This is a genomic window from Pseudomonas sp. AP19, from assembly GCF_001728855.1.
GTDB lineage: Bacteria > Pseudomonadota > Gammaproteobacteria > Pseudomonadales > Pseudomonadaceae > Aquipseudomonas > Aquipseudomonas fluorescens.
This window is the reverse complement of sequence record NZ_LXJP01000013.1, coordinates 99,986-126,170: the sequence shown is the minus strand read 5'-3', so window position 1 is coordinate 126,170 and position 26,185 is coordinate 99,986. Positions and strand designations below refer to the sequence as shown.

General features: G+C 59.5%; 24 protein-coding genes. 20 read left to right on the top strand and 4 right to left on the bottom strand.

Annotated elements, in window-relative coordinates:
• Positions 1 to 90 precede the first annotated feature (90 nt).
• Entirely contained in the window at positions 91 to 1,311 is a 1,221-nt protein-coding gene (locus tag A7D21_RS12380) for a CaiB/BaiF CoA-transferase family protein (protein ID WP_069551816.1), read from the bottom strand.
• A 12-nt stretch (positions 1,312 to 1,323) separates the two neighbouring features.
• Positions 1,324 to 2,505 (bottom strand): acyl-CoA dehydrogenase, encoded by a 1,182-nt coding sequence (locus tag A7D21_RS12375; RefSeq protein WP_053253703.1) that lies wholly within the window; start codon positions 2,503 to 2,505, stop codon positions 1,324 to 1,326.
• A 157-nt stretch (positions 2,506 to 2,662) separates the two neighbouring features.
• On the opposite strand from A7D21_RS12375, the gene A7D21_RS12370 reads away from it, so the two are divergent.
• The 20 genes from A7D21_RS12370 to A7D21_RS12280 all read left to right on the top strand — a co-directional run bounded on the left by A7D21_RS12370 (position 2,663) and on the right by A7D21_RS12280 (position 23,247).
• Entirely contained in the window at positions 2,663 to 3,562 is a 900-nt protein-coding gene (locus A7D21_RS12370) for a LysR family transcriptional regulator (RefSeq protein WP_069551815.1), read from the top strand.
• Between the two features lie 451 nt (positions 3,563 to 4,013).
• Positions 4,014 to 5,135, top strand: a complete 1,122-nt coding sequence (locus A7D21_RS12365) for a Re/Si-specific NAD(P)(+) transhydrogenase subunit alpha (protein WP_069551814.1) — start codon at positions 4,014 to 4,016, stop codon at positions 5,133 to 5,135.
• 15 nt (positions 5,136 to 5,150) lie between these two features.
• Positions 5,151 to 5,474 (top strand): NAD(P) transhydrogenase subunit alpha, encoded by a 324-nt coding sequence (locus A7D21_RS12360; protein WP_008439664.1) that lies wholly within the window; start codon positions 5,151 to 5,153, stop codon positions 5,472 to 5,474.
• Positions 5,471 to 6,907, top strand: a complete 1,437-nt coding sequence (locus tag A7D21_RS12355; RefSeq protein WP_053253700.1) for an NAD(P)(+) transhydrogenase (Re/Si-specific) subunit beta — start codon at positions 5,471 to 5,473, stop codon at positions 6,905 to 6,907. The genes A7D21_RS12360 and A7D21_RS12355 overlap by 4 nt, the downstream gene beginning before the upstream one ends.
• A gap of 179 nt (positions 6,908 to 7,086) precedes the next feature.
• Complete coding sequence (locus tag A7D21_RS12350) at positions 7,087 to 8,580, top strand: acetyl-CoA hydrolase/transferase family protein (RefSeq protein WP_053253699.1); 1,494 nt, start codon at positions 7,087 to 7,089, stop codon at positions 8,578 to 8,580.
• Positions 8,581 to 8,898: 318 nt separating this feature from the next.
• Positions 8,899 to 9,114: a DUF1127 domain-containing protein gene (locus tag A7D21_RS12345; RefSeq protein WP_003214752.1), complete on the top strand. Its 216-nt coding sequence runs from the start codon at positions 8,899 to 8,901 to the stop codon at positions 9,112 to 9,114.
• A 305-nt stretch (positions 9,115 to 9,419) separates the two neighbouring features.
• Positions 9,420 to 9,563, top strand: a complete 144-nt coding sequence (locus tag A7D21_RS34305; protein ID WP_232005436.1) for a DUF1127 domain-containing protein — start codon at positions 9,420 to 9,422, stop codon at positions 9,561 to 9,563.
• A 159-nt stretch (positions 9,564 to 9,722) separates the two neighbouring features.
• Positions 9,723 to 10,043, top strand: a complete 321-nt coding sequence (locus A7D21_RS12340) for a DUF2388 domain-containing protein (protein ID WP_053253698.1) — start codon at positions 9,723 to 9,725, stop codon at positions 10,041 to 10,043.
• Between the two features lie 106 nt (positions 10,044 to 10,149).
• Positions 10,150 to 10,458, top strand: coding sequence for a DUF2388 domain-containing protein (locus A7D21_RS12335; protein ID WP_053253697.1), 309 nt, complete (start codon positions 10,150 to 10,152; stop codon positions 10,456 to 10,458).
• Between the two features lie 40 nt (positions 10,459 to 10,498).
• A complete protein-coding gene (locus A7D21_RS12330; protein WP_053253696.1) occupies positions 10,499 to 10,819 on the top strand; it encodes a DUF2388 domain-containing protein in 321 nt (106 codons plus the stop codon).
• Positions 10,816 to 12,777: a DUF4105 domain-containing protein gene (locus tag A7D21_RS12325; protein WP_069551813.1), complete on the top strand. Its 1,962-nt coding sequence runs from the start codon at positions 10,816 to 10,818 to the stop codon at positions 12,775 to 12,777. The genes A7D21_RS12330 and A7D21_RS12325 overlap by 4 nt, the downstream gene beginning before the upstream one ends.
• A gap of 254 nt (positions 12,778 to 13,031) precedes the next feature.
• Complete coding sequence (locus A7D21_RS12320) at positions 13,032 to 14,339, top strand: CitMHS family transporter (RefSeq protein WP_053253694.1); 1,308 nt, start codon at positions 13,032 to 13,034, stop codon at positions 14,337 to 14,339.
• 65 nt (positions 14,340 to 14,404) lie between these two features.
• Positions 14,405 to 15,172, top strand: coding sequence for a TerC family protein (locus A7D21_RS12315; protein ID WP_053253693.1), 768 nt, complete (start codon positions 14,405 to 14,407; stop codon positions 15,170 to 15,172).
• A gap of 211 nt (positions 15,173 to 15,383) precedes the next feature.
• On the top strand, positions 15,384 to 17,042 hold the full coding sequence (locus A7D21_RS12310; protein WP_053253692.1) for a Na/Pi cotransporter family protein: 1,659 nt from the start codon (positions 15,384 to 15,386) through the stop codon (positions 17,040 to 17,042).
• Between the two features lie 169 nt (positions 17,043 to 17,211).
• Positions 17,212 to 18,594 (top strand): pitrilysin family protein, encoded by a 1,383-nt coding sequence (locus tag A7D21_RS12305; RefSeq protein WP_069551812.1) that lies wholly within the window; start codon positions 17,212 to 17,214, stop codon positions 18,592 to 18,594.
• A 70-nt stretch (positions 18,595 to 18,664) separates the two neighbouring features.
• Positions 18,665 to 19,696, top strand: a complete 1,032-nt coding sequence (locus A7D21_RS12300; RefSeq protein WP_053253690.1) for a DUF5924 family protein — start codon at positions 18,665 to 18,667, stop codon at positions 19,694 to 19,696.
• A 54-nt stretch (positions 19,697 to 19,750) separates the two neighbouring features.
• A complete protein-coding gene (locus tag A7D21_RS12295; protein WP_069551811.1) occupies positions 19,751 to 20,899 on the top strand; it encodes an ABC transporter permease in 1,149 nt (382 codons plus the stop codon).
• Positions 20,896 to 21,699 carry an ABC transporter ATP-binding protein gene (locus A7D21_RS12290; RefSeq protein WP_053253688.1) on the top strand — a complete coding sequence of 268 codons (804 nt, stop codon included), beginning with the start codon at positions 20,896 to 20,898 and terminating at the stop codon, positions 21,697 to 21,699. The genes A7D21_RS12295 and A7D21_RS12290 overlap by 4 nt, the downstream gene beginning before the upstream one ends.
• A 1-nt stretch (position 21,700) precedes the next feature.
• Positions 21,701 to 22,639, top strand: coding sequence for an MlaD family protein (locus tag A7D21_RS12285; protein ID WP_053253687.1), 939 nt, complete (start codon positions 21,701 to 21,703; stop codon positions 22,637 to 22,639).
• A complete protein-coding gene (locus tag A7D21_RS12280; RefSeq protein ID WP_053253686.1) occupies positions 22,636 to 23,247 on the top strand; it encodes an ABC-type transport auxiliary lipoprotein family protein in 612 nt (203 codons plus the stop codon). Before A7D21_RS12285 ends, A7D21_RS12280 begins: the two co-directional genes overlap by 4 nt.
• Before the next feature lie 92 nt (positions 23,248 to 23,339).
• On the opposite strand, the gene A7D21_RS12275 is transcribed toward A7D21_RS12280, so the two are convergent.
• On the bottom strand, positions 23,340 to 24,569 hold the full coding sequence (locus A7D21_RS12275; protein ID WP_053253685.1) for a nucleoside recognition domain-containing protein: 1,230 nt from the start codon (positions 24,567 to 24,569) through the stop codon (positions 23,340 to 23,342).
• A gap of 96 nt (positions 24,570 to 24,665) precedes the next feature.
• Complete coding sequence (gene gltP, locus A7D21_RS12270) at positions 24,666 to 25,997, bottom strand: glutamate/aspartate:proton symporter GltP (protein ID WP_053253684.1); 1,332 nt, start codon at positions 25,995 to 25,997, stop codon at positions 24,666 to 24,668.
• Positions 25,998 to 26,185 lie beyond the last annotated feature (188 nt).

Genomic DNA, 26,185 nt, shown 5'->3' with positions numbered 1-26,185 from the left:
GCTTAATTTTGTCTTTCTATCAATTAGTTAGAATTGATTAAAAAACAATCGACATAGCGTTGTTCACACGCTCTATATAGAAGAAGCGGCTCAGATAACGCCTGCCTCCTTTAAGGCAGCCACATTCGCCGCCCCCAGCCCAAGCACGCCCTGCAATACCTGAACCGTATGCTCTCCTAATAAAGGAGGCGCACTCCGATACTCGACCGGTGTCTTGGACAACCGTATCGGACTGGCCACCTGCGGCACCATCCCTGCCAGCGCATGAGGCAGCGTCATCGCCAACCCACGTGCCTTGACCTGCGGATCGGCAAACACCTGCGCCAGATCATTGATCGGCCCACACGGCACGCCGACTTGCTCCAACTGCGACACCCACTGCGCCGTGGTCTTGAAGACGGTAGCCTGGCGAATCAACGGAATCAGTTCGGCACGATTGGCCACCCTCATCTTATTAGAAGCAAACCGCGGGTCATCGGCCCACTGCGACTGCCCAGCCACCTCAGCGAACTTGCGAAACTGGCCGTCATTACCCACCGTCAGGATGAAATCACCATCAGCCGTAGGAAAATCCTGATAAGGCACTATATTCGGGTGAGCATTGCCCAAGCGTTTTGGTGACACACCCGTCGTCAGGTAATTCATCGCTTGGTTAGCCAGGCAAGCCACCTGCACATCCAGCAAGGCCATATCGATATGCTGCCCACCACCGTCGTGGTCCCGGTGAGCCAATGCCGCCAGGATCGCCACAGTCGAATAAAGCCCCGTCAAGATGTCCGTCAGTGCAACCCCCACCTTCACCGGCCCAGCCCCATCATCGCCCTCTGGCCGCCCCGTCAGACTCATGAGCCCTCCCAGCCCCTGAATCATAAAGTCGTAGCCCGCTCGCGTCGCATAAGGGCCCGTCTGGCCGAAGCCCGTGATAGAGCAGTAGATCAACTCCGGATTGATCTCTTTGAGCGACTCATAGTCCAGCCCATATGCCGCCAGACCACCTACCTTGAAGTTCTCGATCAGAATGTCGGACTTGGCAGCCAGATCACGTACCAGCTTCTGCCCCTCCGGACGCGTGAAGTCGATAGTCACCGATTCCTTGTTACGGTTAGCCGACAGGTAATACGCCGCCTCACTGGTGTTCTCGCCATAAGCGTCCTTCAGGAAAGGCGGCCCCCATGCACGCGTGTCATCGCCATTACCCGGCCGCTCGACCTTGATCACCTCAGCCCCAAGGTCCGCAAGTATCTGCCCGGACCAAGGGCCCGCCAGCACTCGCGATAAATCCAGTACCCGCAGATGTGAAAGCGCGCCCATGCCGTGCTCCTATTAATAGAACGCCTGAAGACCAGTTTGCGCGCGCCCCAGAATCAAGGCGTGCACGTCATGAGTGCCCTCATAGGTGTTAACCACCTCCAGGTTGACCAGGTGTCGCGCCACCCCGAACTCGTCGGAAATACCGTTGCCACCCAACATGTCCCGCGCCATACGCGCGATATCCAGAGACTTGCCGCACGAGTTGCGCTTCATGATCGATGTAATCTCGACAGCCGCCGTGCCTTCATCCTTCATACGCCCCAGACGCAGGCAGCCTTGCAAGGCCAGAGTGATCTCGGTCTGCATGTCGGCCAACTTCTTCTGGATCAACTGGGTGGCCGCCAGCGGGCGACCAAACTGATGACGGTCAAGGGTGTATTGGCGAGCGGTATGCCAGCAGAACTCGGCGGCACCCAGTGCCCCCCAGGAGATGCCATAGCGCGCCGAGTTGAGGCAGGTGAATGGCCCCTTCAATCCACGGACATCCGGGAAGATGTTCTCTTCCGGCACAAACACGTTATCCATGACAATTTCACCGGTAATCGACGCCCGCAGGCCGACCTTGCCGTGAATCGCCGGAGCGCTCAGCCCCTTCCAGCCCTTCTCCAGGACAAAACCACGAATGTCGCCGGCATCGTCCTTGCCCCACACCACAAACACATCCGCGATCGGGCTGTTGGTGATCCACATCTTGGCACCCGTCAGGCTATAGCCGCCGTCCACCTTACGGGCACGGGTAATCATCGCGCCAGGATCGGAACCGTGGTTGGGCTCCGTCAGACCAAAGCAGCCAATCCATTCACCAGAGGCCAGCTTCGGCAAGTACTTCTGCTTTTGCGCCTCGGTGCCGAACTCATTGATAGGCACCATGACCAGCGAGGATTGCACGCTCATCATCGAGCGATAGCCGGAGTCGACACGCTCCACCTCACGGGCAATCAACCCATAACTGACGTAGTTCAAGCCGCTGCCACCGTACTGCTCGGGAATCATCGCGCCCAACAGGCCGGTTTCACCCATTTCGCGAAAGATCGCAGGGTCGGTCTTTTCATGCCGGAAGGCTTCGAGCACACGCGGCGCCAGCTTGTCCTGGGCAAATTGCTCAGCACTGTCGCGCACCATGCGCTCTTCTTCGGTGAGCTGCTGATCCAGCAGCAGTGGATCAATCCAGTTGAAGCTTGCCTTACCAGCCATGAATAAGCCCTCGCGCAATAAATCAGAAGTCGTGGATGCAGCCTAGGCCGGGCACGCGCAGAGGGCAAACGAGGTTTGTGCATAGGGTTGTGCTAATTTCTCACTCCGAAACGACTGAGAATGGCGCAGACGCGCTTTTTAAGTGAGCACTACGTACATGCGCAGAAAAATTCCCAGCACCACGGCCCTTGTCAGTTTTGAAGCGGCGGCCCGCCACGAGAGCTTTACCAAGGCGGCGCACGAGCTTTCCATCACCCAGGGCGCCATCTGTCGACAGATAGCCAGCCTTGAGGAGTTTTTGAGTGTCGAGCTGTTTCGGCGCTCACGACGCGGAGTGAAGCTGACGGAAGCGGGGCTGTCCTATAGCCGTCGAGTCGCCATGCAATTGGACGCCGTTGAACGTGACACCCTGTCGGTAATGGGACAGCAAGGCACCAACGTCATCGAACTGGCCGTGGTTCCAACCTTTGGCACCCAATGGCTGATCCCCCGCCTCAAGGACTTTCAACATCGGCACCCGGAAGTGACGGTCAACCTCACCAACCGCACGCGCCCCTTTCTATTTGCCGATACCGAATTCGATGCCGCGATCTACTTTGGCGATGCCGACTGGTCCGGTACCGAGTCCCATCGGCTGATGGGAGAAAACCCCGTCCCCGTGTGCAGCCCAGGATTACTGGGCACCCGAACCCACTTCAGCCCCCAGGAAATCGCAGAACTGCCGCTGCTGCAGCAGACCACCAGGCCTTACGCCTGGCGCCAATGGTTTAACGCGCAACAACTGAACATACCCCGCGACATGACAGGCCCTCGTTACGAGCTATTCTCGATGTTGTCCCAAGCCGCCATGCATGACATGGGGATCGCGCTGATTCCACCCTTCCTCATCCAGCGCGAACTCAAGGAGAACCAACTGGTGATCGCAAGCCCCGAGGCACTGCACAGCGCCAAGGCTTACTACCTGATGATTCCGGAAAGAAAAATCGAATCTGCATCAATGCACGCTTTCAGGGACTGGCTAATTGACCAGTCACACCGCTACAGCCCAGGTATTTAAAGGAGAAAACGTATTTGTTGACCTTGTAGTCAATTAAATCTAAAACCTACAGATATACGTATATGTCGCTTTTAGACAGACTGTACTTATCAGCCATAAAAAGGCTAAGAGCCATGATCAACATGGCTTTCAGGGCCTAGCGCCGGCCAATGCCCAACCATTCACACCGGCGATTGAAAAAGCATCAATAAACCTCTGCAACCCTTTAAACACCTGTATTTAAAGAGGTTATTTGCGCACGTTGCGACAATCAGTCACAGGGTGACTTGTAGTTAATTTTTCGTCACCGGTCATAATCCCTTGAAGGCCGTAAAGTTCGCCTGCAAAATGCCGCGCCCCGCTGTCATTTCAGCGGGATCGTGCTGATCGGCCGCCCCAGATGCGCCACTCACGGTGCACTGGCCTTTTTACAAAAAGATCAAAAGCAAAAAGATCATGCAGGAGATTTGACGTGCACATTGGTGTTCCTCTCGAAACCCAGACCGGTGAAACGCGGGTGGCTGCCACCCCGGAAACCATCAAGAAGCTGATCGGCCAGGGCCATAAGGTCACTGTTCAAAGCGGAGCAGGCCTCAACGCCAGCATCGTCGACAGTGCCTATGAAACGGCAGGCGCAACCATTGGCAGTGCCAACGATACGTTTGGCGCCGAGCTGATTCTCAAAGTGGTTGCCCCCAGCGACAGTGAACTGGCGCTGATCAAAAGCGGCACTGTGTTGGTGGGCATGCTCAATCCGTTCAGCAACGAAACCATTGCCAAGTTGGCCGAGCGTGGCGTCACGGCCTTCGCGCTTGAAGCCGCCCCCCGTACATCGCGAGCCCAGAGCCTCGACGTGCTGTCGTCCCAAGCCAACATCGCCGGTTATAAAGCGGTCCTGCTGGCAGCCCACCACTACCCGCGTTTCATGCCGATGCTGATGACCGCCGCAGGCACCGTTAAAGCAGCGCGCGTGCTGATTCTCGGCGCGGGTGTCGCCGGACTGCAAGCCATCGCCACGGCTAAGCGTCTGGGTGCGGTGATCGAAGCATCTGACGTGCGCCCTGCGGTAAAAGAGCAAATCGAATCGCTTGGCGCCAAGTTCGTCGACGTCCCTTATGAAACCGACGAAGAGCGCGAATGCGCCGTCGGTGTCGGCGGATATGCTCGCCCAATGCCGTCCAGCTGGATGCAGCGCCAGGCCCTGGCCGTACACGAACGCGCCAAGCAAGCCGACATCGTCATCACCACTGCATTGATCCCAGGTCGCAAGGCACCCACCCTGCTCAGCGCCGAGACCGTCGCGCAAATGAAGCCGGGCTCGGTGGTCATCGACCTCGCCGCAGCCCAAGGCGGTAACTGCCCGCTAACGGTGGCCGATCAGGTCGTCGTGGAAAACGGCGTGACCATCTGCGGCCCGACCAACCTGGCGGGTGCCGTAGCCGCCGATGCTTCTGCGCTATACGCGCGCAACCTGCTGGACTTCCTGAAGCTGGTCTTCACCAAGGAAGGGCAGTTTGAAATCAACCTCGAAGACGACATCGTCGCCGCGTGCCTGATGTGCCGCGACGGCCAAGTCATCCGCAAAAACGCCTAAGCAGGGATTCAGACGATGGAAGAGCTTATCTCCCCCGGTATCTACAACCTGATCATCTTTGTGCTGGCGATTTATGTCGGCTACCACGTGGTATGGAACGTGACCCCCGCGCTTCACACGCCGCTGATGGCGGTGACCAATGCGATCTCCGCAATTGTCATCGTCGGCGCCATGCTCGCCGCCGCGCTCACCGTAACGCCACTGGGCAAGACCATGGGCACCCTGGCCGTGGCGCTCGCGGCGGTTAACGTGTTTGGCGGTTTCCTGGTCACTCGCAGGATGCTTGAGATGTTCAAGAAGAAAGCCCCGAAAGCAAAAGAAGAGGCGCCATCGTCATGAGCATGAATCTCGTCACGACGCTCTACTTGATCGCGTCGATCTGCTTTATCCAGGCCCTTAAAGGCCTGTCACACCCCACCACATCGCGACGCGGCAACCTGTTTGGCATGCTCGGCATGGCGCTGGCGGTACTCACCACCGTCGGCCTCATCTATAAACTGGGCGCTGAACTCGCCACCGCTGGTATTGGCTACGTCATCGTCGGCCTGCTGGTCGGCGGCACCGCCGGTTCGATCATGGCCAAGCGCGTAGAAATGACCAAGATGCCAGAACTGGTCGCGTTCATGCACAGCATGATCGGCCTGGCAGCGGTGTTCATCGCCATCGCCGCCGTGGTCGAGCCACAATCCCTGGGCATCGTGAAACATTTGGGCGACTCGATTCCGGCCGGTAACCGCCTGGAGTTGTTCCTCGGCGCAGCCATCGGCGCCATCACCTTCTCGGGTTCGGTGATCGCGTTCGGCAAACTGTCGGGCAAGTACAAGTTCCGTCTGTTCCAGGGCGCACCGGTACAGTTCGGCGGCCAGCACAAGCTGAACCTGGTACTTGGCCTGGCCACGCTCGGTCTCGGCCTGGCGTTCATGTTCACCGGCAACCTCAGTGCCTTCGCATTGATGCTGGCCCTGGCGTTCGTGCTCGGCGTGCTGATCATCATCCCGATCGGCGGCGCCGACATGCCGGTTGTCGTCTCGATGCTTAACAGCTACTCCGGTTGGGCAGCAGCAGGCATCGGTTTCTCGCTGAACAACTCGATGCTGATCATCGCCGGCTCGCTGGTAGGCTCCAGCGGCGCGATCCTGTCGTACATCATGTGCAAGGCGATGAACCGCTCCTTCTTTAATGTACTGCTCGGTGGTTTCGGCAACACGGTGGATGCCGGCGCAGCGGCAGGTTCGAAAGAAGCGCGCCCGGTAAAATCCGGCTCCGCGGACGACGCCACCTTCCTGCTGACCAACGCCGACACCGTGATCATCGTTCCAGGCTATGGCCTGGCGGTCGCCCGCGCGCAGCATGCGCTCAAAGAGCTGACCGAAAAGCTGACTCATCGCGGCGTCACCGTGAAGTATGCGATCCACCCGGTAGCGGGCCGTATGCCTGGGCACATGAACGTACTGCTGGCCGAGGCCGAAGTGCCTTACGACCAGGTATTCGAGATGGAAGACATCAACTCCGAGTTCGGCCAAGCCGACGTGGTGCTGGTGCTGGGTGCGAACGACGTGGTCAACCCGGCCGCCAAGAACGATCCAAACTCACCGATCGCCGGTATGCCGATCCTGGAAGCGTTCAAGGCCAAGACCATCATCGTCAACAAACGCTCGATGGCCAGCGGCTATGCCGGCCTGGACAACGAGTTGTTCTACCTGGACAAAACCATGATGGTCTTCGGTGATGCCAAGAAGGTCATCGAAGACATGGTCAAAGCTGTCGAATAACACTGCGCCAGCGCAATACCCGAAACCCTGGCCTCCAGTAGGCTGGGGTTTTTTATTATCGGATGAAACCCGACCAAAGGCTCTAAATCGCTGCCCGGCATTCGACCATGGTAGCGGGCCGAATTTTTTTGAAATCACTACACTGCCCACCTTGCTTCCGTAGCCTGAGATAACAATTCATGTACCGTGATCGTATCCGCTTGCCTTCGCTGTTGAACAAGGTCATGAGCGCGGCAGACGCCGCCGCACTGATCGAGGACGGCATGACCGTCGGCATGAGCGGCTTCACCCGCGCCGGTGAAGCCAAGGCCGTTCCCCACGCCCTGGCCGAACGCGCCAAGACATCCCCGCTGAAAATCACCCTGATGACGGGCGCCAGCCTGGGCAATGACCTGGACAAGCAACTGACCGAAGCCGGTGTGCTGTCCCGACGCATGCCCTTTCAGGTCGACAGCACCCTGCGCAAAGCGATCAACGCAGGCGAGGTGATGTTTATCGACCAACATCTGTCGGAAACCGTCGAGCAACTGCGCAACAACCAGCTCAAGCTGCCGGACATCGCCGTCATCGAAGCCGTCGCGATCACCGAACAAGGGCATATCGTGCCCACCACCTCCGTGGGCAACTCAGCCAGCTTCGCGATTTTCGCCAAGCAGGTGATTGTTGAGATCAACCTTGCGCACAATCCGAACCTGGAAGGGCTGCACGACATCTATATCCCGACCTATCGGCCGACACGCACGCCAATTCCGCTGGTTAAGGTCGACGACCGCATCGGCAGCACCGCGATCCCGATCCCGCCCGAGAAGATTGTGGCCATCGTCATCACCAACAAGGCAGACTCCGCCTCTACAGTGACGCCGCCGGACGCTGACACCCAAGGTATCGCCAACCATCTGATCAACTTCCTCAAGCAGGAAGTGGACGCCGGGCGCATGACCAACAAGCTCGGCCCGCTGCAGGCCGGCATCGGCAATATCGCCAACGCGGTGATGTGCGGCTTGATCGAATCGCCGTTCGAAGACCTGACCATGTACTCGGAAGTGTTGCAGGACTCAACGTTCGACCTGATCGATGCGGGCAAGCTGAGCTTCGCCTCGGGCAGCTCGATCACCTTGTCGGAGCGACGCAACGCCGATGTGTTCGGCAACCTGGAACACTACAAGGACAAGTTGGTACTGCGCCCACAGGAAATCTCCAATCACCCCGAAGTGGTTCGGCGCCTGGGCATTATCGGCATCAACACCGCGCTGGAATTCGACATCTACGGCAACGTCAACTCCACCCACGTCTGCGGCACACGGATGATGAACGGCATTGGCGGCTCCGGAGACTTCGCACGCAACGCGCACCTGGCGATCTTCGTCACCAAGTCGATAGCCAAAGGCGGTGCGATTTCCAGCGTGGTGCCGATGGTCAGCCACGTGGACCACACCGAACATGACGTCGACATATTGGTGACCGAGATCGGCCTTGCCGACCTGCGCGGCCTGGCACCGCGTGAGCGGGCCCGGGTGATCATCGACAACTGCGTGCACCCGGCATACCGCGATGCGCTGAACACTTACTTCAATGCCGCCTGCGCGATCGGCGGGCATACACCGCATATCCTGCGTGAAGCACTGAGTTGGCACATTAACCTGGAAGAAACCGGGCATATGCTCAAGGCTTGATTGATACAGATCCAGCCTGATGCCATCACCGTTTCACCCGCTCGGGAATCTCAGCAGTACTTTTTACAAAAACTGTACTGCTGTACGGGTCATTTCCTACTGAATTCTCCTACGCCCCTCGCCTAAAATGCCTATTTCGCACTGTTTCAGTGCGGACAGGTACAGTTGCCCCGTTTATGTACCGTACAGCCGCTATAAACAGTTAACTGGCCCCTCACAATACAGGTGAACTGTATCTAGAGAGTCTTGCGTCGGAGGAGGATCATTGGCATCAGTTAAACCACTACCTAATCCCGCCACAAGCGGAAGGATGTCATCATGGAACGTACACTCAGTTCCGATCTGTTCTTCGAAGAAAAAGCTGTAAACACCCAGGCTTCCCTGCCTTTGCGCGTTCTCGCCAACCTGATGTTGTGGCAGCGCCGCATCTCCAGCCGCCACCAACTGGCTCGTCTGGATTCGCGTCTGCTGGCTGACGCCGGTATCAGCGAAGCTCAACGCTACGAAGAGCTGAGCAAGCCGTTCTGGCGCTAATTGGCGCCCGCTGGCCCTGACCCACCGGGTCCACCGCCAGCACTCTGATTTGTCAAAGCAAAGCCCGCCCCGGGTAACTGGAGGCGGGCTTTGCTGTTTCTGGCGTTCAACTTTTTCTAACGTTAAACAGATGCACTTCATGAGTACCAGTACAGTTTAAAAATAACTACAGTTAAGCGGTACAATTTAACTTCGGTGTATCTGTATCGGTGAACTCGCGCCAGCCAACATGGTGTCCCAAGACCTCATGAAAGGCTCCAGCCATGAAGACAGACACGTCATCTTATAAGCCGTTGATAGTGCGTATGGCCCGTGCGCTAGGCAGATGGGGGCGAAAGGCCCACGAGCGGCGCCAACTGGCACAACTTGACCCTCGCGAGCTGTCCGACGCTGGAATCAGTTGGGGAGACCGAACCGCCGAGCTGTCCAAGCCGTTCTGGCGTGACTGAACAGTGAAGAAGCTTCCCGAACGGATAAGCGGCAGCTTAAGATTCCATCACCACGTGGCGAACCTTGTAGAACGGGCGTCTGATCCTCGACAGCAACACTGTCCGTTTCACAGTGGCCGCTTTGCGCCGCTTTATTTGATCATCTACAGGAGTCATTCCATGTCCCGTCTTCGCCTGCTGAGTGCTGCCGCCCTGTTGGCCGTAGCTGCCAACGCCCACGCGAGCAGCCTTATCGTGACCACTGATTCGATCGTCGGCGCACTGAAAGCGACGTCCGATGCCAGCTCCGATGCCACCTCTTCCCTGCGCGACAACAAGGTCGTGCAAGCGGCCCGCGACGACGCCGCCAGCTTTGTCGCCAGTGAAGGCGCCATTCGTGGTGTGAAGCTGGAAAGCGCCCTGGCCCAGATCCGCCAGCAGGCTCCGCAGTTGAACACCGCAACGGACGCGCAGTTGGCACAGGCCATCCTGGCCATCTGACGCCAAGTCGACCCACGAGAGCGCCAGCTACCAGCAAATGTGTCAGCGCTGGCCCTCGCCCGGGCGTTGCGCTAGCCTTGGCGCTCGCTTTCAGTTGTCGAGTCCCATGGCTTTTTCATACCGCCTGTTGATCGTTCCCGTGTTGTTTTGCGCCTGCTGGTCACCCTTGGCGTCGGCCTTTGACGTGTCCACTCAGAGCACCGTCATCAGTGCGTATGCCACCAGCAAGGTGACGTCAGCGCCTTTTGACAGAAAATTGATACTGGCCGCCCAGGATGACGCTGCCGCATTTATCGCCACTGACGGCCAATGGCGGGGAGCTCGCCTGGAATCCGCGCTGGATTATCTGCGCCGGACCCAGCCAAAACTTCATGCCAGCGACCTTGAACTGGCGCAAGCAATTCTCGTCCAATAATCATCTTTGTATTTCCATCTTTGTATTTTGGAGTCATCCCATGCGTAGCCCGCTGATCGCCGCCGCTCTCGGCCTGCTGTTGTTGGCCGATGTTGCCCACGCGCAAACCCTCAAGGCCACCAGTAACATCGTCGTGCGTGCCTCGGCCCGCACCATTGATTTCACCTCGGACACCACCACCTCCATCCGCGACTCCAAAATCGTGCGCGAAGCCCACGATGACGCCGCCAGCTTCGTCGCCACCAATGGCGAGATCCGTGGCGCGCAGTTGGAAGCCGCCTTCAACACCCTGCGAACCCGTGTACCGGAAGCTCGCGACGCCAGTGACCAGACCCTCGCCGAAGCTATCCTCGCTCTGTGAGGCGGCTAGTCGCCTGGCTACTGGCCGGGACTGTGCTGCTCTGTGCCAGCGCAGCCCAGGCCAGCCTGCAACTGCGGCTCAAGACCGAAGGTTTGAGCCCGGCCGAACAGCAGGCCAGCCAGGCATTGCTCGATGAGGCGATGCGCGCTTTGCCGCCACGCTTTATCGAGCAGCTGGACCGGCGGATTGATGTCGGCTGGACCGACAAGATGCCTGAAAACGCGTACGGCCAAGCCTCTCTGGTGTCCGAACTGGACCTTAACCAAAACCTGCTTGCCAGCCTGACCGACGGCAGCGCGGCCACGCAGAAGACCCACCGCCCCCACGGCACCGTACGCCGCGAAATGCTCGCCACCGTTCTGCATGAACTGACCCACATTTATGACCGTGCGCGCCTGTGGACCAAAGACGAGCGCCGGCTGATCCAGCGCTGCAGCCGCCAGAACAACATCACCGGCCTGATCGGCCTTCCCGATCAATGCCGAGGCCAGAATGACCGCCGCTTTACCTTAAGTGACGACCCGCGCCTGCTGGACCTTGCCGGCTGGCCGCAATACGTGGGGCGTCGCGGCGAACGGGAGCAGCACAACCATCAGGTCGCCCGCAGCCCGGACATCTACGAAACCACCAGCCCGCTGGAGTTCGTGGCCGTCAACATGGAGTACTTTCTCCTCGACCCAAGCTACGCCTGCCGTCGCCCCGCGCTGTTTCGCTATTACAAGGAACACTTCGGCTGGGCGCCGCCAAAGCAAGACACCTGCGCCACCACCTACGCGTTCCTGAACGCGGGTAACGATTTCGCCAAGACGCCACTGGGCCAGATCGATCCGGAGCGGGTGTATGAAATCGATTACCTGCTGGCCGAAGCCAACCAAAACCTGGTCAGCCGCTGGGGCCACAGTATGTTGCGCCTGGTGATATGTGCGCCTGGTCGCCCACGTGGCCCGGATTGCCGGCTGGACCTGGACCAGCACCTGGTGCTGTCCTACCGCGCATTTGTCGGTGACGTACAGCTGTCGAGCTGGGATGGCCTGGTGGGCAAGTACCCTTCACGGCTGTTCGTGCTACCGCTGGCCCAAGTGATCGACGAATACACCAAGACCGAGTTGCGTGGCCTGGCGTCCGTACCGCTCAAGCTCACACGTCAGGAAATCAACGACACCGTCGAGCACGCCGCCGAAATGCACTGGAGCTATGACGGCAACTACTTCTTCATTTCCAATAACTGCGCAGTGGAAAGCCTGAAACTGTTACGCAGTGGCAGCGCCAACCCGCAATTGACCGGCCTGGACAACATCACCCCCAATGGTCTGCTGGAAGTGCTCAGCGCCCGTGGCCTGGCCGACACCCGTGTGCTCAATGACAAACGCGAGGCGTTGCGCCTGGGTTATCACTTCGACTCGTTCCGCGAGCGCTACCAGGCAATGTTCGACGTGCTGCGTAAACATCTGCCGATCAAACAGACCCAGGTGGAAGACTGGCTGGCTCTCAGCGCCGACGAACGCCGTCAGTGGTTCAGCCAGGCCGACCTGCGCACCAGCGCTGCATTGTTGTTGCTGGAGCAGGCAAGCTATCGCAGGCAACTGATGCTGGCCCAGGACGAAGTCAAACAACGCTACCTCGGTGCACGCGAACTGAAAAACGGCGGCATGGAAAAAGCCAACAATACGTTGCAACAGATCCTCGCCAACAGCGGCTTCCTCAGTCGCCCCGCAGAACTGCTGGGCACCAGCGGCTACGGCCTGCCACAACCTTCGGAAGCCAAACGTCTGGAATCGGAAAGCGCCGAACGCCAGAAGCAACTGCAATCCTTGACCGGCGACCTAGATAAAGAGGTGCGGATGCTGCTGGAGCCGTCCCGCGCTGCCGAGATCGCCGCCTGCGAGGCCAACCTGAAACAGGTAGGTGAACATCTGCGCGCCCTGCACAAAGCCGCAGGTGGTTTGGAACTGCCTTAACCCACCTTAAAGAAAAGTCCTACAAACCTCTGATCGTCTGAGTGCTCAGCGAAAGCTGGCTGAAAGCTTCCCCGTCTAGGATCGCCCCACTGCCGGCAACAGACCGGCTGTTAACAACAACAATGGTGATTCCTGATGTCTGTTCGTACCCGCCTGTTCGCTCCAACTCCCACCGTACGCTACGTGCCTTTCGTACTGCGCTAACCCCCAACCGGTTCGCCATTCCCTAGCCGCGCTACGCCTGGAGTATTCCTATGCTGACTTTCCTTGGCTTTGCCATGGTCATCACGTTCATGTTCCTGATCATGACCAAGCGCCTCTCTGCGCTGATTGCTTTGATCATTGTGCCGATCCTGTTCGCCCTGTTTGGTGGCTTTGCACCGGAAATCGGCCCGATGATGCTGGCGGGTATCACCAAGCTTGCGCCGACCGGCGTGATGCTGATGTTCGCCATCCTCTACTTTGCGCTGATGATCGACTCCGGCCTGTTCGACCCGGCCGTGCGCAAGATCCTCAAGATGGTCAAGGGCGACCCGCTGAAAGTGTCGGTCGGCACCGCGGTGCTGGCCTTGGTCGTCTCCCTTGACGGTGACGGTGCCACCACCTACATGATCTGCGTGGCTGCCATGCTGCCGCTGTACCAGCGTATCGGTATGAGCCCACGCATCATGGCCGGCCTGATCATCCTCGCCGGCGGCGTGATGAACATGACGCCTTGGGGTGGCCCGACTGCCCGTGCCGCCAGTGCGCTGCATGTGGACCCGTCAGATATTTTCGTTCCGATGATCCCGGCCATGGCCGCCGGTGTAGTGGCGATCCTGGTGATTGCCTACATGTACGGCAAGCGCGAACGTGCCCGCCTGGGTGAGCTGCACCTGCAAGGCGATGAAATCGACCACAGCGAGATCAGCGTGTCGCAATTCCCGGACGCCCGCCGTCCAAAGCTGATCTGGTTCAACGGCGCCCTGACCTTCGCCCTGATGTGCACCCTGATCGCCGGCCTGTTGCCGCTGCCAGTGCTGTTCATGGTGGCGTTCAGTATCGCGATGATCGTCAACTACCCGTGCCTGCAACAGCAGAAAGACCGCGTCGCCGCCCACGCCGGCAGCGTGCTGGCAGTCGTCGGGCTCATCTTCGCCGCGGGCATCTTCACCGGCATTCTGTCCGGTACCGGCATGGTTGATGCCATGTCCAAGAGCTTGCTGGCGGTTATCCCGGAAGCGCTGGGCCCGTACCTCGCAGTGATCACCGCGCTGGTAAGCATGCCGTTTACGTTCTTCATGTCCAACGACGCGTTCTACTACGGCGTACTGCCAGTACTCGCCGAAGCGGCCAGCCATTACGGCATCACCGCCGTTGAAATGGCCCGCGCCTCGATCGTTGGCCAACCCGTGCACTTGCTCAGCCCGCTGGTACCTTCGACCTACCTGTTGGTGGCCCTGGCCGGCATCGAATTCGGCGACCACCAACGCTTTACCCTCAAGTGGGCAGTACTGGTGTGCCTGTGCATAATGTTCGCGGCTCTGCTGATGGGGATTTTTCCGCTATTCAGCACTCTATAATCTTACCGACCTAACCGCGCGGCGCTGCAGCTTGCGCGGTTTCACACTAGCTCAAAGGAATACACATGGAATGGCTGACCAATCCGGAAATCTGGATTGCCTTCTTCACCCTGACGGCCCTCGAGATCGTCCTGGGCATCGATAACATCATCATGATTTCGATCCTGGTCAGCCGCATGCCCAAGCATATGCAGGCGCGCACCCGGATCTTCGGCCTGGCCCTGGCCATGGTGACGCGAATCCTGTTGCTGCTGTCGATTACGTGGGTCATGCAATTGACCGCCGACCTGTTCGTGGTCTTCGGCCAAGGCATTTCCGGGCGCGACCTGATTCTGTTCTTCGGCGGCCTGTTCCTGCTGTGGAAAAGCTCCCAGGAGATGTATCACGCACTGGAAGGTGAAGACGAAACCCACGATGAGCCGAAGGGCGCCGGTGGCAAGTTCATCTACACCATCATCCAGATCGCGATCATCGACATCGTGTTTTCCCTGGACTCGGTCATCACCGCGGTGGGCATGGTTTCCCATGTACCCGTCATGGTCGCCGCGATCATCGTCGCCGTACTGGTGATGATGCTGGCTGCCGGCACCATCAGCGAATTCATCGATAAGCACCCGTCGCTGAAAATGCTCGCGCTGTCGTTCCTGCTCGTAGTGGGTACCGTGCTCATCGCCGAATCCTTCGGCGTACACGTGCCAAAAGGCTACGTCTACTTCGCCATGGCGTTCTCGCTCGCGGTGGAAGCGGTCAACATCAAGATGCGCACCTCGATTGCGAAGAAGAAGAAACAACAGGACCCGGTGAAACTGCGCAAGGACATTCCGGGTCAATAAACCCGAGCCAGACAAAAAGGGGCTTCTATAAGCCCCTTTTTTTCATCCGCAAAAAGCTGATTTCATGACAGTTTTGTTTCAATACCTTCTTTAGCTATGCGATGCTGGCGCAGAGCGTATCCGCCAACTACAGCTTAAGTACAAGACGTAGAACGGCACGCGGAAACTTTCCTTCGCCCCAATTGGGCGCACCTACACGGGGGGGCCGAGCATGCTGACCTTGCTCAATCTGCTTTCCGCCGTGACCCTGCTTATCTGGGGCACGCACATTGTCCGTACCGGCATCTTGCGGGTTTACGGTTCCAACTTGCGCCAAGTCATCGGGCAGAACATGTCCAAGCGCTGGCTGGCTTTCGTCGCCGGTATTCTGGTGACGGCCATGGTGCAGAGCAGCAACGCCACGGCAATGCTGGTGACCTCGTTTGTCGGCCAGGGCCTGATGGGCCTCACGCCCGCGCTTGCGACCATGCTTGGCGCCGACGTCGGTACGGCATTGATGGCGCGGGTGCTGACCTTCGACTTGTCCTGGCTGTCACCGCTGCTGATCTTTCTGGGGGTGATTTTCTTCCTGTCGCGCAAACAGACGCGAGCGGGCCAGATGGGACGGGTCGGGATCGGCCTGGGCCTGATCATTCTCGCCCTGCAACTGATCGTCGAAGCCGCCGGGCCGATTACCCATGCCCAAGGCGTCAAAGTCATCTTCGCCTCGCTGACTGGCGACATCTTGCTGGACGCCTTGGTCGGCGCGTTGTTCGCAATGATTTCCTACTCCAGCCTGGCCGCCGTATTGCTGACGGCAACGTTGGCCGGCGCCGGAGTGATCGGCCTGCACGTGGCCATCGGCCTGGTGATCGGCGCCAACATCGGCAGTGGCGTGCTGGCCTTCCTCAGCACCAGCATGCAAAACGCCGCCGGTCGCCAGGTCGCGCTGGGCAGCCTGCTGTACAAACTGATCGGCCTGCTGCTGATCATCCCCGTACTCGACCCGCTCGTGCGCTGGATGGACGGTCTGGACTACAGCGCCCAAGGCATGGTCATCACCTTCCATCTGCTCTACAACACCATCCGCTGCCTGATCCTGCTGCCGAGCATCAGCCCGATGGCACGCCTGTGCGCCTGGTTACTGCCGGAACAAGCAGAGGTCAACGGCAAAGCCAAGCCGCGCCACCTGGACTTGGCCTCACTTGCCACGCCAAGCCTTGCGTTGGCCAACGCCGCCCGCGAAACCCTGCGTTTGGGCGACCTGATCGACAACATGCTCACCGCCATGCTCGAAGTGCTGCGCGGCAAGCAAACGGCTATTACCCAGGAAATGCGCAGCCTCAGCGATGACGTCGAGGCACTCTACAGCGCGATCAAGCTCTACCTCGCGCAAATGCCCCGCGAAGACCTCAGTGAACAAGACAGCCGCCGTTGGGCCGAGATCATCGAGCTATCAATCAACCTGAAACTGGCTGGCGACCTGATCGAGCGCATGCTGCGCAAGGTCCAGCAGCAGAAAACGTCACAGCGTCGCCAGTTTTCTGAAGTGGGCCTGGAAGAACTGGCCGGCCTGCATACACAGTTGATTGCCAACCTGCGCCTGGGCCTGTCGGTGTTCCTCAGCGCCGACCCCGAAAGCGCCCGCCAATTGCTGCGCGAGAAGCGCCGCTTTCGCGCCCAGGAACGCCGCCTGGCGCATGCTCACGTCAGCCGTCTGCAACGCAAAATCGTACAGAGCCTGGAGACCAGCTCCTTGCATCTTGAGCTGATTGCCGACATGAAACGTCTCAACTCACTGTTCTGCAGCAGCGCCTATGTGGTGCTCGAAACCTCCGATACCGGCGCACTCTCCGCTGAAGATATTGCTGACATCACCCATTCGCCCTGAACGTACGGGCGACTGCACAGTCAGTAAAAAATGGACTTAAAACCAAACCGGCAATGTGGGAGCGGGCTTACTCGCGAAAAAAGCCGTGTGTCAGTCTACGATTCAGCCGACTGAACCACCGCCTTCACGAGCAAGCCCGCTCCCACAGTCATTCGCCAGGAAGCTTGTTATGCGTCGCCTGTTATTCGCCTGCCTGCTGTGGGGCTCTGCACACGCCTTTGCCTTTGATCGTCTGCAAGTCGAGGGTTACACCCTGCCCAACGGCCTGCAATTACTGCTCAAACCGGGCACCGAGCGCGGGCACGTGGCTATCCGCCTGGTCGTAGGCGTAGGCCTGGATGACTTCCGTTGTGAAGAAAAGGAGTTGCCGCACCTGCTCGAACACCTGTTGTTCAGCGGCATCGACGGCGGCGGTGAAGGCGACCTGGAAGACCGCATGCAAGCCCTCGGCGGTGAGTGGAACGCCTACACCAGCAACGCCGACACGACCTTTGTGATCGAAGCGCCCGCGCAGAACCAACGCAAGGTACTCGACTTGCTGCTGGCAATCGTCACCCGCACTGAACTGACCGATGCCAACATCAACGCAGCCAAGCAGGTGGTCGAACGCGAAGATGGCGGCCACTACTCACACCTGCAACGCCTGCTCGACCGCCAGGACCTTGGCCACACCGCCAGCAACCAACTGGCCGTCGAACTGGGGCTCAAATGCGCCGAACGTGCGCAAGTCGACCACCTGACCCGCGATCAATTGGAGTCCCTGCGCAAGCATTGGTATGCGCCCAACAACATGACCCTGATTATCGTCGGCGACCTCGACAAACTGCTGCCGGCGTACCTGGAGCGCACCTACGGCCAACTCGACCCGGTCGAGCCGAGCGAGCATTTGCCGCTACCGGAAATCCAGCATGCCGCGGCCAGTTACCGTGATCTCGTCCACGGCTGGGTCGGTGACAGCGCCAAGCTGCACTGGCTGTTCCCGGAACCGGTACTCGACGACCAACATGATGAAACCTACGACTTGCTCAAGGACTACCTGGACTGGGCGCTCTACCGTCAACTGCGCCTCAAGCACGGTTTGTCCTACGGCCCATGGAGCGAGCGTGAAGTGCTCGGCGGCGTGGGTTTCCTGAGCCTGAATGCCGACCTTGAGCGAGACAAGCTGCCTGAAGCCGAACAGGTGCTGCAAAATCTCAAGGCGCACCTGCTTAAAGACGGCCTCGACCCGGCGACATTCGCCCGCCTGCAGCAAGCTGCCATCGCCCGCCAAGCCTGGGCAGTGCAAGGCAACAGCGCCCTGGCCGACTATTACTGGAGTGCCTCCGGCGACTACAACGACGGCCATTTCAGTGACCCGGTGAAGCGGATCAAGGCCGTGACCCTGGCACAGACCAACCAGGCCATGCGCCAGGTGTTCGACCAACCGGGCTATTGGCGCGTGGAAAAACCGCTGCTCAGCTATGACACGCTGGCCTGGATCGGCGTCGGTGCGCTTGGGCTGATTGCCAGCGGGTTGATCGGCGTTCGTCTTTATCGCAAACGGATCGCGTAATGAAGCACCGAGCCCAGGACTAAGACGTTATTCTGTCGGGGTTTTTTCCTACATACACTGTGAACTGCCCATGCCAAACCTGCCGCCCCTCATCCAGCGCATCCTCGTACTGATCAAGCGCTACCCAGGGGTGATCGCACTCGGCGGTTTTATCTCGGGTGTGTCCAGCTTCATTCTGGTGGATCGCCAGCAAGGCATGGCCAGCTGGATCGCCGTGATTATGCTGGTGAGCTGGCTGTGGCTGATGCTGGAAAACAGCTTTACCCAGCTGTTCGCCAAAGTCTTCAAGCGGGAAATCCCGGAACCGCTGCTGCGCTATGCCACCCAGATGATCCACCAGGAAAGTCTGTTTTTTGTATTACCGTTCTTTTTCATCACAACCACCTGGAACAGTGGCCAATCGATTTTCACTGGCCTGCTCGGTGCGGCGGCGCTTGTGTCGATTACCGACCCGCTGTACTACAAATGGCTGGCTCCCAAGCGCTCATTGTTCCTGGCGCTGCACACCCTGACCCTGTTCGCGGCGCTGCTCACCGCGCTGCCGATTATCCTGCACCTGACCACCGCCGAAAGTTACAAGCTCGCGCTGGGCGTCGCCATGGCATTGTCGATCCCGAGCCTGGCCACAAGCCTGCCGCTGCGCAGTATCAAAGGCTGGGCGATGCTGCTGGGAGTCACCGCCGCCATTGGTTGCGCCGGTTGGTTCCTGCGCAGCTGGGTACCGCCGGCCACGTTATGGATGACCGAAGTCGCGATCAGCACCCAGTTGCAAGACCGCACGCCAGGCGACGACCTCAAGGAAGTCAGCGCCGCCCAACTGCGCAGTGGCGGGCTGTACGCCTATACCGCGATCAATGCCCCGCGCGGGCTGGATGAGCGGATTTACCATGTGTGGAAATTCAACGGCCAAGAGGTCGACCGCATCGCCCTGGATATCCACGGTGGGCGCAAGGAAGGCTACCGCGCCTGGACCCACAAACAGAATTTCCCAGCCGATGCGGTTGGGCGCTGGCAGGTGCGGGTGTTGACGGAAGACGGGCAGGTCATCGGCGTACTGCGCTTCAAAGTCACTGACACAGCACAAACGGACACGCCAAAGTAGGCCGGATCGTGCTATTACGTAGGGATTGTGGATAGCCAAACAAGCTCGGAGCTTATGACCACTCGTACGACGGCCGGCGCAGCCCACCTCGATTCGTCTACTGTTCCCCCGTTACTCAGGATTACAGGGGACTGGACGCTTGCCCACTATGCAAACCTGAAGAAGCTGTCGGACAAACTCGATGGCCAATACGACGCCGGTGCCCGCATTGACCTCAATGGCCTCGGCGCCCTGGACACTGCCGGCGCGTCGCTGTTGGTCGAGTTGCTGGGCCCCGACCGCATCGAGCAATCTGCCGAGCAAACCGACTGCAGCCTGTCCGCCCCCGACCGCGCGTTGCTCAAGACCGTCTACCGCTCCCTGAATGATTTTTGTGTGCCGGACAAGGCCCCCGAGGAAACCGCCGGCATCCAGGTGCTGGCACGCATCGGCCGGGCGGTGGACACCGTCTGGCAGGACAGTAATCAGCTGCTGGGCTTTATCGGGGTGATCCTCGAAACCTTCGCCCGCGGCATTTTCCGCCCCAAGCGCTGGCGTATCACGCCCATGGTCGCGCATATCGAACAAACCGGCCTCGACGCCGCGCCCATCGTGGCACTGCTGACGTTTCTGGTTGGCGCGGTCGTCGCGTTTCTCGGCGCCACGGTGCTCAAGAGTTTCGGCGCGACCATTTTCACCGTGGACTTGGTGGCGTTCTCTTTCCTGCGTGAATTTGGTGTATTGCTCACCGCCATCCTGATCGCCGGGCGCACCGCCAGCGCGTTTACAGCGCAAATCGGCTCAATGAAAGCCAACGAAGAAATCGACGCCATCCGTACCCTGGGCCTGGACCCGATGGAGTTGCTGGTTCTGCCGCGCGTAATGGCGCTGCTGGTGTCGCTGCCGATGCTGACCTTCCTGGCAATGCTCTCGGGGATTATCGGCGGCGGCGTGGTGTGCGCCGTCACGCTGGATATTTCGCCGGCAATGTTTCTCTCGCTGTTGCAATCGGACATCGGCGTACAGCATTTCCTGGTCGGCATGGTGAAAGCCCCCTTCTTCGCCTTCCTGATCGCGGCGATCGGCTGCCTCGAAGGCTTCAAAGTCAGCGGCAGTGCCGAGTCGGTCGGCGCCCACACCACCTCCAGCGTGGTGCAATCGATCTTTGTGGTCATTGTGCTGGATGCGGTCGCCGCGCTGTTCTTCATGGAGATGGGCTGGTGAGTCGTCTACGCCGTGCGCCCTCCGAGGCGGTGATCGAAGTGCGCGGCCTGTGCAACCGCTTTGGCAGCCAGAGCGTGCACGAGAACCTCGATCTGGATTTGTATAAAGGCGAGATCCTCGCAGTGGTCGGCGGCTCCGGCAGCGGCAAGTCCGTGCTGTTGCGCAGCATCGTCGGCTTGCGCCGCCCCAGCGAAGGCGACGTGCGGGTGTTCGGCAAGAACCTGCCGAGCCTGCCGGAACATGAACGCTCGCTGGTGGAACGGCGCTTTGGCGTGCTGTTTCAGAAGGGCGCGCTGTTTTCCTCACTGACTGTGACCGAAAACGTCGCCCTGCCATTGATAGAGCACGCGGGCCTCAGCCGTGCCGACGCCGAGCACCTGGCCGCGGTCAAACTGGCGTTGGCCGGGCTGCCTCTTTCAGCTGCCGACAAGTACCCGGCGTCACTCTCCGGCGGCATGATCAAGCGCGCGGCATTGGCACGCGCCTTGGCGTTGGACCCGGACATCCTGTTCCTCGATGAACCCACCGCCGGCCTCGATCCGATTGGCGCGGCGCAGTTCGACCAACTGATCCTGACCCTGCGTGATGCGCTGGGCCTGAGCGTGTTCCTGGTCACCCACGACCTCGACACGCTGTACACCATCACCGACCGCGTCGCCGTGCTGGCGCAGAAGAAAGTGCTGGTGGCCGGCGCCATCGATGTTGTCTCGGAAACGGACGACGCGTGGATTCACGAGTATTTCCACGGCCCCCGAGGCCGCGCGGCATTGACTGCCGCTCAATCGTTCAACGAGGTATGACATGGAAACCCGAGCCCATCATGTGATGATCGGTCTGTTCAGCGTGATCGTAGTGGTTGGCGCCATGCTGTTCGGCCTGTGGCTGGCCAAGTCCAGCGTGGACAGCGCCTTCCAGGAATACGAGGTGGTGTTCAACGAGGCGGTCAGCGGCCTGTCCCAGGGCAGCTCGGTGCAATACAGCGGGATCAAGGTAGGCGATGTCACCAGCCTGCGCCTGGACCCGAAAGACCCGCGCCGTGTGCTCGCACGTATCCGCCTGGCCGGGCAAACGCCGATCAAGGAAGACACCCAGGCCAAACTGGCACTGACCGGTATTACCGGCACTTCGATCATCCAGCTCAGCGGCGGTACCCCGCAAAGTCCTGAACTCAAGGGCAAGGACGGCAACCTGCCGGAAATCATCGCGTCACCATCGCCGATCGCACGCCTGCTCAATAACAGCAACGACCTGATGACCAGCATCAACCTGCTGCTGCACAACGCCAACCACATGTTCTCCCGGGAGAACGTCGAGCGCCTGAGCAATACGCTGGACAACCTGCAGCAGACCACCGGCGCCATCGCCGAACAGCGCGGCGATATCAAGGTGGTGATGCAGCAACTGATGCAAGTCAGCAAACAGGCGACTGCGGCACTGGAGCAAACCACTGTGCTGATGCGCAATGCCAACGGCCTGCTCAACGAGCAAGGCAAACAGGCCTTCGGCAGCGCCGAACAGGCAATGAAATCCCTGGAGCAAAGCACCGCGACCATCAACACCTTGCTGACCAACAACAAGGACTCGGTGAACAGCGGCATGCAGGGCCTCAACGAATTGGCGCCCGCCGTGCGCGAACTGCGCGAAACCTTGGGTTCGCTGCGCGCCATCTCCCGCCGCCTCGAAGCCAACCCCAGTGGTTACCTGCTGGGCAGCGACAAGAACAAGGAGTTCACGCCATGAAGCGTGCTTACCAAATGATCGCCCCTCTGGCCCTGGCCCTGATCAGCGCGTGCTCGATCTTGCCCAAGCCGGACCCGTCGGATGTCTACCGCCTGGCTTCAGCACACACCAGCACCCAAGGCACGCCGGTCAGTTGGTCACTGCGTGTGTCTAAGCCCCAGAGCAGCGAGTTTCTCGACAGCCCGCGCATTGCCGTGGTGCCCAACGGCGACCTGATCAGCAGCTACGCGAACTCACGCTGGAGCGACCCGAGCCCGGTGCTGCTGCGCAATCGGTTCATGGACGGTTTCCAGCGCGATGGGCGGGTAACGCTACTGAGCACCGACGAGACCAACTTGCAGGCCGACTATGAGCTGGGCGGCCAGTTGCAGGCTTTCCAGAGTGAATACCGGGGCAATCAGGTGGACGTGGTGATTCGACTTGACGCACGGTTGGTGCGCGCAAGTGATCAGCGGATTATTGCCAGCCGTCGGTTTGAGGTGAGGCAGGCTGCGGGCGATACCAAGGTGCCGGCGGTGGTCGCCGCGTTTGGGCAGGCCGGGGATCAGCTGAATAAGCAGGTGGTGGATTGGGTGGTGCAGCAGGGCAATGCCGTTGCGAAACGCTGACGGCCTCTTCGCGAGCAAGCCCGTTCCCACATTTTGAATGTATTCATCGTTCAAAATTGGAAGCGGGCTTGCTCGCGATAGCTATTCAAGCCTTAACCAAAGAACCAGTAGCACACCGCAATCGCCGCCACGACGCCGGCAAACTCCGCCAGCAACGCACACCCCACCGCATGCCGCGCCCGCTGTATTCCTACCGAACCGAAGTACACCGCCAACACATAAAAGGTAGTTTCCGTGCTGCCCTGAATGGTCGCTGCCACCAGCGCAGGGAAGCTGTCTACGCCCTTGGTTTGCATGGTCTCGATCAACAGCGCGCGTGCGGCACTGCCGGAAAACGGCTTGACCATCGCCGTCGGCAGCGCGTCGACAAAACGCGTGTCCATGCCGCTCCAGGCCACCACATGGCGAATGCCCTCCAGGCCGAAGTCCAACGCCCCGGAGGCGCGCAACACACCCACGGCACACAGCATCGCCACCAGGTACGGCAGCAGGTTCTTGGCAACGTCGAAGCCCTCTTTGGCACCTTCGACAAATGCCTCATAAACCTTCACCTTGCGCAGCGCGCCGATCACCAGGAACAGCATGATCAACCCAAACAGCGTGAGGTTACCGAGTATCGAAGAAAGGCCGGCCAGGGCCGTGGCGGACAGGGTCGCCAGCAGCGCCATAAAACCACCCAACACCAGTGCACCGGGAATCAGGTAGGCCAGCACCACCGGGTCCCACAGGCGCAAGCGTTGCATCACGGCCACCGAGAGCAGGCCGACCAGGGTCGAGGCACTGGTCGCCAGCAGGATCGGCAGGAACACCAACGTCGGGTCCGCGGCACCTTGCTGGGCGCGGTACATGAAGATCGTCACCGGCAACAGCGTCAGCGAAGAGGCGTTAAGCACCAGGAACAGAATCTGCGCGTTGCTCGCAACGTTCGGGATGGGGTTGAGTTCCTGCAACGCCTTCATGGCTTTCAGGCCGATAGGCGTCGCGGCGTTGTCCAGGCCCAGACCGTTGGCGGCGAAGTTGAGGGTGATCAAGCCGATAGCGGGATGGCCGGCGGGCACTTCCGGCATCAGCCGGCGAAACAGCGGCCCGAGCGCCTTGGCCAGCCAATCGACGATCCCGGCCTTTTCGGCGATGCGTAAAAAGCCCAGCCATAAGGTCAGGGTGCCGAACAGCAGCACCATCACTTCCACTGACAATTTGGCCATGGCGAAAATACTTTCGACCATCGCCGCAAAAATCCCGGCATTACCGCCAACCAGCCACTGCACCAGTGCTGACACCATTGCCACGACAAAGAAGCCAAGCCACAGGCCATTGAGCATCAGTTGAATCCCCCGAAAGATGGAGCGAATGATAACGGGGCTGGCAGAAACGACAAACCCCGGATTTCCCGGGGTTTGTTTCACATCACTCGCGCATCAGCCGCGGCTGGCCTCGCCGGCCGGCAGCGCTTCTTTACTGCGCCAGTGCGGCAGGGAATTCCAGTAGCGCTCGCCCTTGGCGTCGTCGTACATGCCTTCCCAACGGGAGATGACCAGTACGGCCAAGGCATTGCCGATCACGTTCAGTGCGGTACGTGCCATGTCCATCACACGGTCGACACCGGCGATGAACGCCAAGCCTTCCAGCGGAATGCCCACGCTGCCCAATGTGGCCAGCAGCACCACGAAGGACACGCCCGGCACGCCGGCGATACCTTTGGAGGTGACCATCAGGGTCAGCACCAGCATCAGTTGCTGGCCGATCGACAGGTCGATGCCATACAGCTGGGCGATAAAGATTGCAGCAATGCTCTGGTACAGGGTCGAACCGTCGAGGTTAAACGAGTAGCCGGTCGGCACCACGAAGCTGCAGATGGCCTTTGGCGCACCGTACGCCTCCATCTTCTCGATCACCCGAGGCAGCACGGTTTCCGAGCTGGCGGTCGAGTAGGCCAGTACCAATTCGTCCTTGAAGATACGCATCAACTTGAGGATCGAGAAGCCAAACAGGCGTGCGATCAGGCCCAGTACCGCAAAGGCGAAGAACAGGATGGCCACGTAAACCAGGATCACCAGCTTGGCCAGCGGCAGCAAGGAAGCGAAGCCGAAATTGGCAACGGTCACCGCGATCAGGGCAAAGACACCGATAGGGGCGTACTTCATGATCATGTGGGTGACTTTGAACATGCTCTCCGACACGCCCTGGAACATGGTCACCAGCGGCTCGCGCAGCTCAGGCTTGAGGCTCGACAAGCCCAGGCCGAACAGCACCGAGAAGAAGATGATCGGCAACATATCGCCGCGTGCGACCGCCGCGAAAATGTTCGACGGGATCAGGTTGAGGATCGTCTCGATGAACGCATGCTCATGCTGCACTTCGGCGGCGGTGGCGGTGTATTTGGAGATGTCGACGGTACCCAGGGTACTCATGTCGATGCCAGCGCCCGGGTGGAACAGGTTGGCAAGCAGCAGGCCGACCACAATGGCGATGGTGGTGACCACTTCGAAGTAAAGGATGGTTTTGACACCGATTCGGCCGAGCTTCTTCGCGTCCCCCACACCGGCGATGCCCACGATCAACGAGGAAATCACAATCGGGATCACGATCATCTTGATCAGACGGATAAAGATATCGCCCGCTGGCTGCAACACATTGCTGATCCACCAGGCTTTTTCAGCACTGAAATGGTTGAGCACTGCACCGATTGCGATCCCCAATACCAAACCGATGAGGATCTGCCAGGCGAGGCTTAGCTTTGCCTTCTTCATGTCATTACCCTTACTTCAAGTGGACTTAAGGCGGATGCGCCATCTGGAACGCTCGGAAGCGAAAAAGTGTGTGCATCTGCCTCCGTAGAAGGTCACCGCAGCGTGGCCGAAATGGCTTACTGGCAGGCGAAAAAAGGCGCAACTATTCCCATGCAAGGGAGCGACGTCTAATGCCGTAAACGCCTACC

Coding starts and splice junctions, on each gene's coding strand:
- A7D21_RS12345 (WP_003214752.1), top strand. CDS start 8,899: ATGGAACGTACACTCAGTTCCGATCTGTTCTTCGAAGAAAAAGCTGTA.
- A7D21_RS12370 (WP_069551815.1), top strand. CDS start 2,663: ATGCGCAGAAAAATTCCCAGCACCACGGCCCTTGTCAGTTTTGAAGCG.
- A7D21_RS12350 (WP_053253699.1), top strand. CDS start 7,087: ATGTACCGTGATCGTATCCGCTTGCCTTCGCTGTTGAACAAGGTCATG.
- A7D21_RS12300 (WP_053253690.1), top strand. CDS start 18,665: ATGCCAAACCTGCCGCCCCTCATCCAGCGCATCCTCGTACTGATCAAG.
- A7D21_RS12335 (WP_053253697.1), top strand. CDS start 10,150: ATGGCTTTTTCATACCGCCTGTTGATCGTTCCCGTGTTGTTTTGCGCC.
- A7D21_RS12360 (WP_008439664.1), top strand. CDS start 5,151: ATGGAAGAGCTTATCTCCCCCGGTATCTACAACCTGATCATCTTTGTG.
- A7D21_RS12315 (WP_053253693.1), top strand. CDS start 14,405: ATGGAATGGCTGACCAATCCGGAAATCTGGATTGCCTTCTTCACCCTG.
- A7D21_RS12295 (WP_069551811.1), top strand. CDS start 19,751: ATGACCACTCGTACGACGGCCGGCGCAGCCCACCTCGATTCGTCTACT.
- A7D21_RS12330 (WP_053253696.1), top strand. CDS start 10,499: ATGCGTAGCCCGCTGATCGCCGCCGCTCTCGGCCTGCTGTTGTTGGCC.
- A7D21_RS12355 (WP_053253700.1), top strand. CDS start 5,471: ATGAGCATGAATCTCGTCACGACGCTCTACTTGATCGCGTCGATCTGC.
- A7D21_RS34305 (WP_232005436.1), top strand. CDS start 9,420: ATGGCCCGTGCGCTAGGCAGATGGGGGCGAAAGGCCCACGAGCGGCGC.
- A7D21_RS12305 (WP_069551812.1), top strand. CDS start 17,212: ATGCGTCGCCTGTTATTCGCCTGCCTGCTGTGGGGCTCTGCACACGCC.
- A7D21_RS12285 (WP_053253687.1), top strand. CDS start 21,701: ATGGAAACCCGAGCCCATCATGTGATGATCGGTCTGTTCAGCGTGATC.
- A7D21_RS12280 (WP_053253686.1), top strand. CDS start 22,636: ATGAAGCGTGCTTACCAAATGATCGCCCCTCTGGCCCTGGCCCTGATC.
- A7D21_RS12340 (WP_053253698.1), top strand. CDS start 9,723: ATGTCCCGTCTTCGCCTGCTGAGTGCTGCCGCCCTGTTGGCCGTAGCT.
- A7D21_RS12375 (WP_053253703.1), bottom strand. CDS start 2,505: ATGGCTGGTAAGGCAAGCTTCAACTGGATTGATCCACTGCTGCTGGAT.
- A7D21_RS12310 (WP_053253692.1), top strand. CDS start 15,384: ATGCTGACCTTGCTCAATCTGCTTTCCGCCGTGACCCTGCTTATCTGG.
- gltP (WP_053253684.1), bottom strand. CDS start 25,997: ATGAAGAAGGCAAAGCTAAGCCTCGCCTGGCAGATCCTCATCGGTTTG.
- A7D21_RS12380 (WP_069551816.1), bottom strand. CDS start 1,311: ATGGGCGCGCTTTCACATCTGCGGGTACTGGATTTATCGCGAGTGCTG.
- A7D21_RS12320 (WP_053253694.1), top strand. CDS start 13,032: ATGCTGACTTTCCTTGGCTTTGCCATGGTCATCACGTTCATGTTCCTG.
- A7D21_RS12275 (WP_053253685.1), bottom strand. CDS start 24,569: ATGCTCAATGGCCTGTGGCTTGGCTTCTTTGTCGTGGCAATGGTGTCA.